This is a genomic window from Caldovatus sediminis (assembly GCF_014644455.1).
Taxonomy (GTDB): domain Bacteria; phylum Pseudomonadota; class Alphaproteobacteria; order Acetobacterales; family Acetobacteraceae; genus Caldovatus; species Caldovatus sediminis.
This window is the reverse complement of the sequence record NZ_BMKS01000003.1, coordinates 431,017-443,775: the sequence shown is the minus strand read 5'-3', so window position 1 is coordinate 443,775 and position 12,759 is coordinate 431,017. Positions and strand designations below refer to the sequence as shown.

The window sequence follows — 12,759 nt, the reverse complement described above, 5'->3', positions numbered from 1 at the left end:
CCCGCATACTCCGCCACAGCGTCGGCGGTGCGCGCCATCCCCGCCTCCGCCTGGCGCCAGACCTGCTGCCAGGACAGCCACGCACCGCCCGCCATCACGCGCGGCGGCAGCACCACGGTCGCGGGCAGCGGCAGATGCCGTGTCCCATGCCGACCGCGGCCCCCGCGACCAAAGATCAACCCCGCCTCACCAGCGACTCGCCCCGAACGATGATGCGCGCAATGGCCGGCGGGCCGCGCCCGCCGCCAGGTGGACCGTTCCGGCTTCCTCGAAGGTCCCCAGAGCCGTTTTCTCTCGGCTGCTCGCCGCAACGGCTCTCGCTCGTTGTTTATCGAGCCGATCCACGATCCCGGCTGTTTCCGACCGTCCGCGATCGGCGCTACCGCGGGCCGTCCCGACGATTTTCCCGGGGAGTCCGCGCCGCCTCGCCGGGCATGGCCGCGGCCCCCGCACCCCTGGCCGGCGTCCGGCCGCGGCCGGGCACGCCGAGGAACCGCCGCGCTCCGCTCACCTCGCGCCGCTCCGCGGCGCGCGCCAGCGCGTCGCAGGAGGCCCCGGCGAAGCTCAGCCCGCAGGCGGCACCGCCAAGGACGGAACGCCCGAGCACATCGCCCGCCGTGGCATCCTGCGGCATGGACGCCTCCCGCATCCGCTTGGCCCGGCGGACGCGCGGCCCGCCGGCGCCGCCGCCGATCCGTCCTATCCCGAAGCCAGATTGACGCCGACCCCCCGCCCGGCGCGGTGACGTTCGTGTGAGGGTGCGGCGGATCACCACTCCGGCATCGCCGGCGCGAGCCGCCCGCCCACCCGCACCGGCGCGATCCGCCGCGCGAGCCCGGTCGCGTCGTCGGTCTCGACGAACACGCCGCACACCGTCGCCTCGCCCTCCGCCGGCGCCAGCCGCTCGCCCGGCAGCCTGCGCCAGAAGCGAAGCGTCGCCGCGACCTTGTGCATGCCGATGACGCTGTCGTAGTCGCCGCACATGCCGGCGTCGGTGGCGAAGGCGGTCCCGCCCGGCAGCACCTGGTGGTCGGCGCTCGGCACATGGGTGTGGGTGCCGACGACGAGGCTCGCCTGCCCGTCGAAGCTGTGCGCCATCGCCGCCTTCTCGCTCGACGCCTCGGCGTGGATGTCGATCACCACCGCCTGCACGGTGCCGTGCGCGCCCAGTCGGTGCTTCGCGAGCTCCGCCTGCACGGCGCGGAACGGGTCGTCGAGCGGCTCCATGAACAGCCGCCCCATCGCCTGCATCACCAGCGCGCGGCGCCCGCCCCGCACCTCCACGACCGCCGCCCCGCGCCCCGGCGTCCCGGGCGGGTAGTTCAGCGGCCGCAGCAGCCGCGGCTCCGTCTCGATGTAGGGGATGATCTCCTTGCGGTCCCAGGCGTGGTTGCCGAGGGTCAGCACGTCCACCCCCGCCGCGAACAGGGCCCGCGCCATGTCCGGCCCGAGCCCGAAGCCGTGGCTCGCGTTCTCCGCGTTCACCACCGCGAGGTCCACCTGCAGCCGCTCGCGCAGTACCGGCAGCGCCTCGGCCACCGCCTCGCGGCCGCTGCGCCCGACGATGTCGCCGAGGAACAGGATCCTCAACCCGGTCCGTCCCCGCCGCAGACCACCACGCCCTCCTCCGTCGCCACGCGCGCGAGCCGCGCATCCTCCGGCCCCGCAGGCACCTTCGCCACCTCCTGGGCCGCATAGGCGCAGCCGAGCGCCACCGCCCCGGGCAGCGCCGCGAGCGTCCGGTCGTAATACCCGCCCCCGTAGCCGAGCCGCCGCCCTGCCCGGTCGAAGGCGAGCAGCGGCACCAGCAGGAAGTCCGGCCGCACGACCTCCCCCGCCTCCGGCTCCCGCGTGCCGAGCGGCCCGCGACCGAGCGGTTCCCCCCATCGCCAGCGCCGGAACAACAGCGGCAGCCCGCGCCGCGGCGTCACCGGCAGCGCGAGCGCATGCCCGCGCGCCTCGAGCGCCTTCAGCAGCAGCCTGACATCGATCTCCGGCCCCATCGGCCAGAAGCCGGCGACCAGCGCCCCCCGCGGCGGCGGCGCCTCCTCCAGCACCAATGCGGCGAAGCGCTCGGCGAACCGCGGATTGGCTGCCGCCGCCTGCGCCGCGGCGAGCCGCCGCGCCAGCGCCTCGCGCCGCGCCCGTGCCTTCCGCTCGGCGAGCGGCACGTCGCACCCGGCCCCGGACATCCTCGCCTCGGACTGGACGAACGCCCCGCCCGGCGCTTCGGCGCCGGGCGGCGGATCGGAACGGTGCGGAGCCGCCGTGGCCGTTGGCGTCTCAACCCTCCCAAGGCCTGTTTGCACAGGTGGGCGCCAGATACCCGGACCACGGCCCGGGCAGAGCCAGCTCCCAGGAGGTCGCTTACTGGCCCCGGGGATGAATTGCCTGACGCGCCGGGCAGCCCCGCCCGCGGAAGCTAGGGAGCCTCGAGCGCCGCCGCAATGCCCTCGATGCGCTCGGCCAGCCGGTTCAGCCACTCCGCGAGCCGCGGGTCCGCCGCCGTCCTCTCGGCCGTCGCGGCCACGGGCCGTCCCGCCTTCAGCGCCTCCAGCTCCTCGCGCAGGTCGGAGGTCTCGTCGGCCAGTTGCAGCGCGGCGAGCAGCAGCATCCGCGCTTCGCCGAACTGCATCCCCATCGCCCGCAGAGCGCCGACCCGCCGGTCCACTTCGGAGGCCATGCGCTGCAGGTGCTCCTCCTGCCCGTCCTGGCAGGCGACCGGATGGCTGTACCCGCCGACACGGATCGTCACCTGTCCCACGCCTGGCCCCCTTCACGCTCCGTAGCCGCGCCGGCGGCGTCTTCGGCCTCCTCGCCGAGCGCCGCGCGCAGCTTGAGGATCGTCGCATCGAGCCGCTCGGCCAGGGCGGCGAGCTCCGCCCGGCCCGCCCCGGCAGCGACCGCCGCCCCGCCGCCCTGGGCCGGCGCGGCCGCCCCGCCTGTCGCCTCGGCCCGCGCCGCCGCGATCGCGCCCCGCGCCGCCGCCGCGGCACGCCCCAGGCGCTCCACCGCCGCCTCCAGCCGCGCCGCCGCCGCGGCGACGGGATCCTTCGCGCTCTCGCTCATCTGCCCCCAGTCGGTCGGCACCGCCGCCCATCCGCCGCCTCCCGCACGTGGCGGGCGCAACGAAGGCATCGCGCCCGCCCATCCGCACCCGCGCCAGGGCAAGCCGGCAGGCCGGGCACGGCGCTGGACGGCGCGGCCGCCGCCGTGCTGGAAGCCTTTGCATGCAGGGAGCGGCGGGTCAACCAGCCGGGCCCGGCGGCGCGGGCGGCGGCACCCTGCCGCCCACTTCCCCCCTGCCGCCCGCGGTCGTCGTGCACGCCGCCGCGCAGGCCGAGGCCGCGCTCGCGGCGGCGGGCCCGCGCGGCGTGCTCCTGCTCTCCGCCCGCGGCGCCGGCGCGTTCATGGGCCCGGCGGTGTTCCTGCGCATGGTCGCACGCGCCGCCGCCCTGCATCCCGGCGTGCCGCACTGCGCCGCGCTCGACTGCGCCGACGCGCCCGGCTTCGCCCTCGCCGCGCTGCGCGCCGGCGTCCCGCTGGTGCTGCTCGACCGTGCCTCTCCCGCCTGGCCCGCCGTCGCCGCCGCCGCGGCCGAGGCCGGCGCCGTGCTGCTCGCGAAGCGCCCGCCGGCGCTCGACCTCGGCCCGGTCGACCTGCGCCGTCCCGGCGGGCTCGCGCTGCTCGCCCGCTGGCTCGCCGCGGCGCGCTGATCGGCGCGGGAACGCGGCCGTCGCCGCGCGGCCGCGCCAAGCTCGCGCGAAGGTTCACGCGAGGCCCGCCGCTGCACGGTGACAGCCGGGCTGGGCTCGGCTAAACGCCGGCGCCGGAACGCTCGTGATCGAATCCGCCTCGCGCCGCGGCGCCGCCGGGCGAGGGCAGCCAGCAAGGGATCCGCGCCATGCAGCTCACGCCGAAGGTCAAGGAGATCCTCTCCTGGTACGAGAGCGACAACCCCGGCACCAAGGCCAACCTCGCCCGCATCCTGATGCAGGGGAAGCTCGGCGGCACCGGCCGCATGGTGATCCTGCCGGTGGACCAGGGCTTCGAGCACGGCCCGGCGCGCAGCTTCGCGCCCAACCCCGCGGCCTATGACCCGCACTACCACTTCCAGCTCGCGATCGAGGCCGGCCTCAACGCCTACGCCGCCCCGCTCGGCATGATCGAGGCCGGCGCCGCGACCTACGCCGGCTGCGTCCCGACCATCCTGAAGGTCAACAGCGCCAACTCGCTCTCCACCAGCAAGGACCAGGCGGTGACGGGCAGCGTCGCCGACGCGCTCCGCCTCGGCTGCTCGGCGATCGGCTTCACCATCTACCCGGGCTCCGAGGACCAGTACGCCATGATGGAGGAGCTGCGCGAGCTGGCCGAGGAGGCGAAGGCCGCCGGCCTCGCCGTCGTCGTCTGGAGCTACCCGCGCGGCGGCTTCCTCGACAAGACGGCCGAGACGGCGCTCGACATCTGCGCCTACGCCGCGCACATGGCGGCGCTGCTGGGCGCGCACATCATCAAGGTGAAGCCGCCGACCGCCGCGATCTCGCTCGAGGCGGCGAAGAAGACCTACGAGAAGCACCCGGTCGAGGTGAACGACCCCGTCGCGCGCATTCGCCACGTCGTCCAGGCCTGCTTCAACGGCCGCCGCCTCGTCGTCTTCTCCGGCGGCGAGGCGAAGGAGACCGGCGGCATCCTCGAGGAGGTGAAGGCGATCCACGCCGGCGGCGGCAACGGCTCGATCATCGGCCGCAACACCTTCCAGCGCCCGAAGGCGGAGGCGCTGAAGCTGCTCGACGACATCATCGCGATCTACCGCTCGCCGCCGGCCCGCTGAGCGCCTCCCCGCCCTCCCCCGCGCCCGCGGGGGAGGGCGGAGGCGGAGACGAAATCGTGCGCATGACGACCAGCGACGAGGCCCGCTGCCGCCTCTACCTGATCACCCCGCCCGCCTTCGAGCCCGACGCGCTCGCCGGCGAGCTCGCCCGCGCGCTCGACGCCGGCGACGTCGCCGCGCTGCAGATCCGCCTCAAGGGCGCCTCCGACGACGCGATCCGCCGCGCCACCGACGCGCTGCGCCCGATCGCGCAGGAGCGCGGCGTCGCCGTGATCATGAACGACCGCGCCGACCTCGCCGTCGAGCTCGGCTGCGACGGCGCGCATCTCGGCCAGGAGGACGGCGACCACGCCGCCGCGCGCAGGCTGCTCGGCCCCGACCGCACGCTCGGCATCACCTGCCACGCCTCGCGCGACCTCGCGATGCGCGCCGGCGAGATCGGCGCCGACTACGTCGCCTTCGGCGCCTTCTTCCCGACCGGCACGAAGGAAATCGTGCACCTCGCCGACCCGGAGATCCTCGCCTGGTGGTCGGAGCTGTTCGAGCTGCCCTGCGTCGCGATCGGCGGCATCACCCCGGCGAACTGCGCGCCCCTCGTGCGCGCCGGCGCCGACTTCCTCGCCGTCGTCGGCGCGGTCTGGAACCACCCGGAGGGCCCGGCCGCCGGCGTCCGGGCGATGGACGCCGCGATCGCGCGCGCGCTGCGCGAGGAGGCGTAGGGTTCGGATCCGGCAGCCGGTGTTCAGCCGAACATGCAGCTGCGCGCCTGTTCCGGAAGGCCCGTCGCCGCCTGGCCGCGGACCTCGGCTCCCATCGGAATCACGGATCCACCGGCACGGCCCTGCGGCACCCGGACGGTTCGGTTCCGTCGGCGCTGGGGCCGCTCTGCGAAACAGCCTCGCCGCTGATGCCGTGGTCCCTGCTTCACGGCGGCGCGAAAGTCGGGCCCGAGCTCCTCTCACGCCGCTCCGCGTCCGATCTTGCGCTCGATCCGGGCAGCGAGCCCGTCGCTCGCGGGCGTCATCGGCAGCTGCACCTGGCGTAGCCCGCAGCTTGGCACGCCGGAGCCAGTGCTTGATCGGCGCCGGGCTCGGCTCGGCGAACAGCAAGCGGCAGGTCACAGACCGGGCGCCAGGCCGCCAGCGCGCCCGCCGCATCGCCCGCCCGCACCAAGTCCCCCGCCGTCCAGACCCTCGCGTCCTGGCATGCGCGGAGACGACGATACCGCCCTCGGCGCTCTGGGTGAGCGTGGAGTGGAAGAAGGCGTCCTTACCCGTGAGCGCGGCGAAGCCCGCCGGCTTGCGGCGCAGCAGCTCGAAGGATTGCACCATGCCGGCCGAGCAGCGCTTCACGCCCAAGACGTTCGGCCGCGCGGCGAGTTCGAGCATCGCCGCGTTGCCGAGATTCACCCCCCGTCCGTTAGGGGAGGCGGTATCGGCGATGCTGGCCGAGATGCCGATCGCCGTGGTGCTGGCCACTGCCGAGGTGGGGGGCGACGCGCGGAGGCCGAGCAGCTGGCAAACCTGGCGCTGCCCTACGTGGGAACGGAGATGGCCGAGCCGTTGCGGGCCGCCGGCGCGCCCGAGCCCGTGTTGCCGGCCCCGGCGGCGTGGCCGGCGGAGGTGAACTGGCCCGGCCTCTACGGGCCGGACGGGAAGAGCCAGATCGCGGGGCGATGTGCGCGACGGCTGATCTGGCGGAGAGGGGCGAGGGATAGCGCCGTCCGGCCGGTGGCAGAGGCGACCGATCCGGCCTAGTTGCTACCTATCTGCTACCGAGGCTCTTTTCGGCTTGGGCGGGGTTGCCGCTAACTTCTTGAAGCCGCTAACTTCTTGAAATTCTGGCGGACCCGGCGCGATTCGAACGCACGACCTTTGCCTTCGGAGGGCAACGCTCTATCCAGCTGAGCTACGGGTCCGTCGCCCACTTACTAGCCGGCCAGCCGATCGGACGGAAGCCCCACCGGCGGCGGTTTCTACACGCCTGCCGGCTCCGCCTTCCCCGCCACAGCCGCCTGGGACGCCTCGCCGAACCAAGCTGCCACCGCCGCCCGTGCCGCCGGCGCGAGGTGGAGACCGAGCTTGCTCCGCCGCCACAGCACGTCCTCGGCGCGGCGCGCCCATTCCTCGCGGCGCAGCCAGTCGAGCTCGCGCTCGGTCAGGCCGGCGCCGAAATCCCGGCCCAGCGCTGCCATCCCCGACGCCCCGGCGAGCAGCGCGTCCATCTCCGTCCCGTAGGCGCGGCAGAGCCGGCGCAGCGTCTCCGGTGGCAACCAGGGGTAGCGCCGCACCTGCGCAGCCTCGAATCCGGACAGCCCTGCGGCACCCAGGTCGCCGCCCGGCAGCGGCGCCGTCGCCGTCCATGGACGCGCCGCGGAAAAGCCGAGCGGCGGGGCGAGCTTCGCCAGCGCCTCCTCCGACAGGCGGCGGTAGGTGGTGAGCTTGCCGCCATAGACGTTCAGCAGGGGCGGCCCGTTCTCGCCGCCCCGGTCCAGCGACAGCACATAGTCGCGCGTCACCGCCGAAGGGTCGCGCGCCCCGTCGTCGTAGAGCGGCCGCACGCCGGCGTAGCTCCAGACCACCTCCGCCGGGTCTATCTGGCGGCGGAACTGGCGCGAAACCGCGGCGCAGAGATAGGCGGCCTCCTCCGCCGAGCAGGCCGCCGCGCCGGGATCGCCCTCGTGCGGCACGTCCGTGGTGCCGACCAGGGAGAAGCGCCCCTCGTAGGGGATCACGAAGACCACGCGGCCGTCGTCGTTCTGCAGGATGTAGGCCTGCTCGCCCTCGTAGAGCGCGGGCAGCACGATGTGGCTGCCGCGCACCAGGCGCAGCGTGCAGCGGGCGGGCGCGCCCGCCGCCTCGAGCACGCGCAGCGCCCAGGGGCCGCCGGCGTTGGCGATGGCGCGGGCGCGGACGGTGCGCTCCGCGCCGTCCGCGGCGCGCAGTCGGCAGGTCCAGGCGCCCGCTTCGGGCGTCGCGCCGAGGAACGCGGTGCGGACCGCGATCTCGGCCCCGCGCCGGGCGGCGTCCTTCGCGTTCAGCACCACCAGGCGCGCGTCGTCGACCCAGCAGTCGGAATAGGCGAAGGCGGCGGTGATCTCGGGCTTCAGAGGCGCGCCGTAGGGGTGGGTGCGGGTGGCGATCGCCTCCGCGCCCGGCAGGCTGACGCGCCGCGCGAGGTGGTCGTAGAGGAACAGCCCAGCGCGGATCATCCAGCGCGGGCGCATCTCCGGCCGGTGCGGCAGCACGAAGCGCATCGGCCGGGCGACGTGCGGCGCGATGCGAAGCATCACCTCGCGTTCCGCCAGGGCCTCGCGCACCAGCCGGAACTCCCAGTGCTCCAGGTAGCGCAGCCCGCCGTGGATCAGCTTGGAGGAGGCGGAAGAGGTGGCGCCGCCGAGGTCGCCCTTCTCCACCAGGAGGACGGAGAGGCCTCGGCCCGCCGCGTCGCGCGCGATGCCGCAGCCGTTGATGCCGCCGCCGACGACGAGGAGGTCGAAGGCGTCGCGCATGGGTCAGATCAGGCGCGCCCGGATGCGGTTGACGAGGACCTCGGCGACGAGGACGACGGCGAGGATCGCGAGCAGCACGGTGGCCACGCGGTCCCACTGGAAGAAATCAATGGCGTCGTTCAGCACCACTCCGATGCCGCCCGCGCCGACCAGGCCGAGGACGGCGCTCTCGCGCACGTTGATGTCCCAGCGGAACAGGGCGATGCCCCAGAAGGCGGGCTGCACTTGCGGCCAGACCGCCTTGAGCATGGTGGCGCCCCAGCCGGCGCCGGCGGCGCGCAGCGCCTCGACCGGGCCGGGCGAGGCCTCCTCCAGCGCCTCGGCGAGCAGCTTGCCGACGAAGCCGATCGAGCGGAAGGCGATGGCGAAGACGCCCGCGGCGGCGCCGGGGCCGAAGACGGCGACGAAGATCAGCGCCCAGACCAGCGAGTTCACCGAGCGCGAGGCGACGAGGACGAGCTGCGCCAGCCAGTTGAGCGGCCCGATCCGGCAGACGTTGCGCGCCGCGAGCAGCGCCACCGGCACCGCGAGGCCGAAGGCGAGGATGGTGCCGAGGGTCGCGATGTGCAGCGTCTCGACCAGGGCGGTGTGGACCGCGGGGTAGTAGTGGGCGAGGTCCGGCGGCCACATGCGGACCAGCAGGTCGGCCATCTGCGCCGGTGCGTCGGCGAGGAACTCCGGGATGATGTCGATGCTGCGCACCGCCCAGGCGACGGCAGCGACGACGCCGAGCCAGACCAGCCAGCGCGCGAGGCGCTGGCGCGGCGTGAAGCGCGACCACTCGCGGGCGAGCGGACGCATCGGGTCCGCGGCGGCGCGGGCAGGCCGGGCGGCTTCCGTCGGGGTGGCGGCGGTCGTCGTCGCGCCGGTCATCGCAGCGCCGCCCGCACCCGGCCGGAGACCAGCTCGGCCAGGAAGATCATGGCGATGATGGCGATCAGGATGGCGCTGACGAAGTCGTAGTCGAAGCGCTTGAAGGCCGCGAACAGCGTCCCGCCGATGCCGCCCGCGCCGACGATGCCGACGAGGGTGGAGTTCCGCAGGTTGGAATCGAGCTGGTAGAGGCAGAAGCCGACGAAGCGCGAGGCGACCTGCGGCAGCACGGCGTAGACCAGCACCGCCAGGGTGCCCGCCCCGGCGGCGCGCACCGCCTCCACCGGCTTCATCGAGATCTCCTCGAGCGCCTCGGCGAACAGCTTGGCGATGAAGCCGATCGAGGCGACGACCAGCGCCGCCACGCCCGCCAGCGCGCCGAAGCCGATCGCCTTGACGAACAGGATCGCCACGATGACGTAGTGCAGCGACCGGCAGAGCGCGATGAGGCCGCGCACCGGCGCGTTGATCCACCAGGGCGCCAGGTTGCGCGCGGCGAGCACGCCGAGCGGCAGCGACAGGGCGATGCCGATGGCGGAGGCGAGGATCGCGATCTGCAGGCTTTCCAGCAGGCCCTCGACCAGCAACTCCCAGCGCGCGAAGTTCGGCGGGAGCATGCGGGCGATGAACCGCCCCGCCTCGCCGAAGCCGACCGCGAGCCGCTCCCAGCTCAGCCCGAGCTGCGGGACCGCGTAGACGGTGTAGGCGATCAGCGCGAGGGCGCCGAGCCGGAAGCCCCAGCTCGGCGCGAAGGGGCGGCGAGGGGGCGAAGGGGGGCGGGCGAGGCCCGCGGCGCCGCTCACAGCCAGTCCTCCCCGCCGTAGATCGCCCGCAGGTGCGCGGTCTCCAGCGCCTCCGGCGGGCCGTCGAAGACGATCGCGCCCTGCGACATGCCGACGATGCGGCGGGCGAAGCGCCTGGCGAGCTCCACGTTGTGGATGTTGAGCACCACCGGCACGCCCGCCTCCCCGGTCAGGCGGGCGAGGAGTTCCAGCACCTCGACGGCGGTCTTGGGGTCGAGGGAGGAGGTCGGCTCGTCGGCCAGCAGCAGTTCCGGCCGCTGCATCAGCGCCCGCGCGATGCCAACGCGCTGGCGCTGGCCGCCGGAGAGCGCGTCCGCCCGCCGCGTCGCGTAGTCCGGCAGGCCGACCGCATCGAGCAGGGCGAAGGCGCGCGCGATGTCCTCGGCCGGGTAGCGCCGCAGCCAGGCGCGCCAGAGCGGCACGTAGCCGAGCCGGCCGCAGAGCAGGTTCTCCATCACGGAGAGCCGCTCGACCAGGTTGTACTCCTGGAACACCATGCCGATGCGCCGGCGGGCGAGGCGCAGCGCCTTTCCGGAGAGGCGCGTCAGCTCCTCGCCGCGCAGCCGGATCTCGCCCCGTGTCGGCTCGACCAGGCGGTTGATGCAGCGGAGGAGGGTGGACTTGCCGGTGCCGGAGGGGCCGATCACCGCGGTGATCCCCTCCGCGCCGATTTCGAGGTCGATGCCGCGCAGCACCGGCGTGCCGGGCACGTATTCCTTGACCAGCCCGCGGATCTCGAGCGGCGGGCGACCCCCGGCGCCGGGCGGCGCGGCCATCGCGGTCACTGCTGCTGTTGCTGCTGTTGCTGCTGACGGCGCTGCTGCGCGCGCCGCGCGGCGGCCTCCTCCTCGCGCCGCGCCTCGGCGTCGAAATTGGCGCGGGTGTAGGGGGCGTTGACGGCGTCGGCCACCTGGCGCACCGGCTCCCAGTCCTTCAGGTAGGTGGCCGGCCAGAAGCGGTCGTTGCCGCCGAGGTCGCGCGCCATCTGCGGCGGGAAGCGGAAGTCGAAGAAGCACTGGCGGATGCGCTGCGCGAGTTCCGGCCTGAGGTCGTGCGCCAGGGCGAAGCTGGAGGTCGGGAACGGCGCGCTCTCCCAGATGACGCGGAAGTTCCCGCGCTGCACCTGCCCGCGCTGGACCATGCGGTTGAACACGTCGGAGGCGACCGGCGCCGCGTCGTAGTCCCCGGCGTTGACGCCCATCACCGAGCGGTCGTGGCCGCCCGAGTAGATCACGCGGTAGTCCTGGTCCGGCACCAGTCCCTGCTGCGGGAAGAAGGCGCGCGGCGCCAGGTTGCCGGAGTTCGAGGTGGCCGAGGTATGCGCGACGCGCCTCCCCTTGAGGTCGGCGAGCGTCCGGAACGGGCTGTCGGCGCGCACCAGGACGGCGACGCGGTAGCTCTCGTAGCCCTCCGGGTTGCCCTTCACCGCGAACGGCACCGCGCCGGCGAGGTTCACGGCGAACGCCGTCGGCCCGGTCGAGAAGCCGGCGATGTGCAGCCGCCCGCTGCGCATCGCCTCCACCTGCGCGGAGTTCGAGGTCACCTGGAAATAGACCACCCGCCGGCCGGTGCACTGCGACAGGAACTCGGTGAAGGGCCGCCACTGGTTGGCGTAGAGCGCGGGGTCCTCGACCGGCGTGTAGGCGAAGACGAGGGTCGAGGGATCGCGCAGCCGCGCGGGGTCGCGCGGGGGGTCGGCGACCAGGTCGCGGTCCTCGTCGCAATAGGCGTCGTCCAGCGCGCCGCGGTGCGTGCACTGGTCGGCCGCGCCCTGCGCCCGCGCCGCGCCGCCCGCGGCGAGCAGCGCCGCCGCGAAGGCCGCGCCGGCCAAGATGGTTCGGATCATTCCCGGATCTCCTCCCGAGAGCTGCGGGCCGCCAGCACGGCCTCGGCGAATTCCACGAAGCCCGCGCCGGCGGCGGCGCGGGTAACATAGGCTGGGCGCGCCTCCATGAGAGCCAGGAACGGCGCGACGTTGGCGACGCCGACGGAGAGCGGCACGCGAGCGAAGAGCGGCGCGTCGTTCGGCGAATCGCCGACATAGGCGACCTCGCCGAGCACCTCGCGCAGCGGCCGCCAGAGCGCGGCGAACAGCGCCTCCAGCCCGGCCCACTTGTCCCAGGCGCCGAACCAGGCGTTGACATGGATCGAGCTGATCTTCGCCACCGCCCCCCCAGCGCGGAACACCGCGGCGGCGCGCTCCGCGGCCTCGATCGGCAGCGGCGAGGGCACGTCCTCGCGGAAGTCCAGCGCGACGTCCGCGACACGAAAGGGCTGGTCGGCGGCGAGCGCGGTGCCCGGGACCGCCGCCATCGCGCGCTCGGCGAGCGCCATCAGCCGGGCCCGGTCGCGGTCGCCGCCCGCCTGCCACCGCCGCATCCGGCGCGCCGCGGGGTCGTAGGCGTACCAGAGCGCGCCGTTCTCCCCGACCACCGCCGCGACCGGCCAGAGGCGCGCGATCATGTCGCACCATCCCGCCGGCCGGCCCGTCACCGGCACGACGGCCACGCCGGCGGCCGCCAGCCGCTCGATCGCCGCGTAGGCGTCGGCGGTCAGGCGCCCGGCCGTGGTGAGGGTGTCGTCGATGTCGGTGAGCACCCAGCGCAGCGCGCCGAGCCTGGCCGCGGGCGCGGCGGAGAGGGGCGGGAGACCGCCTTCTCCGGCGACGGGCAGGGTAGGCGCGGCCTGGGACACTGTCGGCACTCCGAGGTTATGTGTGGAACCTACCTCATTATTTGTGG

At 74.6% G+C, this 12,759-nt stretch carries 13 protein-coding genes, 1 tRNA gene, 1 other RNA gene and 1 pseudogene; 3 read left to right on the top strand and 13 right to left on the bottom strand.

Translation table 11 applies throughout. The features are described 5' to 3' along the window. Positions 1 to 768: 768 nt before the first annotated feature. From IEX99_RS07245 to IEX99_RS07225, 5 genes are all read right to left on the bottom strand, one after another. A complete protein-coding gene (locus IEX99_RS07245; RefSeq protein WP_188899336.1) occupies positions 769 to 1,590 on the bottom strand; it encodes a TIGR00282 family metallophosphoesterase in 822 nt (273 codons plus the stop codon). Next, positions 1,587 to 2,192 (bottom strand): 5-formyltetrahydrofolate cyclo-ligase, encoded by a 606-nt coding sequence (locus IEX99_RS07240; RefSeq protein ID WP_188899335.1) that lies wholly within the window; start codon positions 2,190 to 2,192, stop codon positions 1,587 to 1,589. The genes IEX99_RS07245 and IEX99_RS07240 overlap by 4 nt, the downstream gene beginning before the upstream one ends. Before the next feature lie 64 nt (positions 2,193 to 2,256). Beyond that, positions 2,257 to 2,413, bottom strand: a non-coding RNA gene (gene ssrS, locus IEX99_RS07235) — 6S RNA. Between the two features lie 9 nt (positions 2,414 to 2,422). Continuing rightward, on the bottom strand, positions 2,423 to 2,755 hold the full coding sequence (locus IEX99_RS07230) for a cell division protein ZapA (protein ID WP_308421474.1): 333 nt from the start codon (positions 2,753 to 2,755) through the stop codon (positions 2,423 to 2,425). Beyond that, on the bottom strand, positions 2,752 to 3,090 hold the full coding sequence (locus IEX99_RS07225) for a hypothetical protein (RefSeq protein ID WP_188899333.1): 339 nt from the start codon (positions 3,088 to 3,090) through the stop codon (positions 2,752 to 2,754). Before IEX99_RS07225 ends, IEX99_RS07230 begins: the two co-directional genes overlap by 4 nt. 140 nt (positions 3,091 to 3,230) lie before the next feature. On the opposite strand from IEX99_RS07225, the gene IEX99_RS07220 reads away from it, so the two are divergent. The 3 genes from IEX99_RS07220 to thiE all read left to right on the top strand — a co-directional run bounded on the left by IEX99_RS07220 (position 3,231) and on the right by thiE (position 5,550). Then, positions 3,231 to 3,716 (top strand): hypothetical protein, encoded by a 486-nt coding sequence (locus tag IEX99_RS07220; RefSeq protein WP_188899332.1) that lies wholly within the window; start codon positions 3,231 to 3,233, stop codon positions 3,714 to 3,716. A gap of 188 nt (positions 3,717 to 3,904) precedes the next feature. Further along, the gene (locus IEX99_RS07215; protein ID WP_188899331.1) at positions 3,905 to 4,831 is read left to right on the top strand and encodes a class I fructose-bisphosphate aldolase; all 927 of its coding nucleotides are present in this window, start codon (positions 3,905 to 3,907) and stop codon (positions 4,829 to 4,831) included. Positions 4,832 to 4,893: 62 nt separating this feature from the next. Continuing rightward, positions 4,894 to 5,550 carry a thiamine phosphate synthase gene (gene thiE / locus IEX99_RS07210; protein ID WP_188899330.1) on the top strand — a complete coding sequence of 219 codons (657 nt, stop codon included), beginning with the start codon at positions 4,894 to 4,896 and terminating at the stop codon, positions 5,548 to 5,550. A 495-nt stretch (positions 5,551 to 6,045) separates the two neighbouring features. Here thiE and IEX99_RS22810 read toward each other — a convergent pair. The 8 genes and pseudogenes from IEX99_RS22810 to IEX99_RS07170 form a co-directional block, all read right to left on the bottom strand. Continuing rightward, a pseudogene (locus IEX99_RS22810) lies at positions 6,046 to 6,240 on the bottom strand (dihydrodipicolinate synthase family protein); the annotation flags it as partial. Positions 6,241 to 6,672: 432 nt separating this feature from the next. After that, a tRNA-Arg gene (locus IEX99_RS07200) sits at positions 6,673 to 6,749 on the bottom strand. A 57-nt stretch (positions 6,750 to 6,806) separates the two neighbouring features. Beyond that, the gene (gene glpD, locus IEX99_RS07195) at positions 6,807 to 8,342 is read right to left on the bottom strand and encodes a glycerol-3-phosphate dehydrogenase (RefSeq protein WP_188899329.1); all 1,536 of its coding nucleotides are present in this window, start codon (positions 8,340 to 8,342) and stop codon (positions 6,807 to 6,809) included. Between the two features lie 3 nt (positions 8,343 to 8,345). Continuing rightward, positions 8,346 to 9,143 carry a phosphonate ABC transporter, permease protein PhnE gene (gene phnE, locus IEX99_RS07190; protein WP_188899328.1) on the bottom strand — a complete coding sequence of 266 codons (798 nt, stop codon included), beginning with the start codon at positions 9,141 to 9,143 and terminating at the stop codon, positions 8,346 to 8,348. Between the two features lie 68 nt (positions 9,144 to 9,211). Next, positions 9,212 to 10,018: a phosphonate ABC transporter, permease protein PhnE gene (phnE, locus tag IEX99_RS07185; RefSeq protein WP_188899327.1), complete on the bottom strand. Its 807-nt coding sequence runs from the start codon at positions 10,016 to 10,018 to the stop codon at positions 9,212 to 9,214. Next, a complete protein-coding gene (gene phnC, locus IEX99_RS07180; RefSeq protein WP_188899326.1) occupies positions 10,015 to 10,794 on the bottom strand; it encodes a phosphonate ABC transporter ATP-binding protein in 780 nt (259 codons plus the stop codon). The genes phnE (IEX99_RS07185) and phnC overlap by 4 nt, the downstream gene beginning before the upstream one ends. Positions 10,795 to 10,799: 5 nt before the next feature. Continuing rightward, entirely contained in the window at positions 10,800 to 11,864 is a 1,065-nt protein-coding gene (phnD, locus tag IEX99_RS07175; RefSeq protein WP_188899325.1) for a phosphate/phosphite/phosphonate ABC transporter substrate-binding protein, read from the bottom strand. Continuing rightward, positions 11,861 to 12,712: an HAD-IIB family hydrolase gene (locus tag IEX99_RS07170; protein WP_229677855.1), complete on the bottom strand. Its 852-nt coding sequence runs from the start codon at positions 12,710 to 12,712 to the stop codon at positions 11,861 to 11,863. The genes phnD and IEX99_RS07170 overlap by 4 nt, the downstream gene beginning before the upstream one ends. Positions 12,713 to 12,759 lie beyond the last annotated feature (47 nt).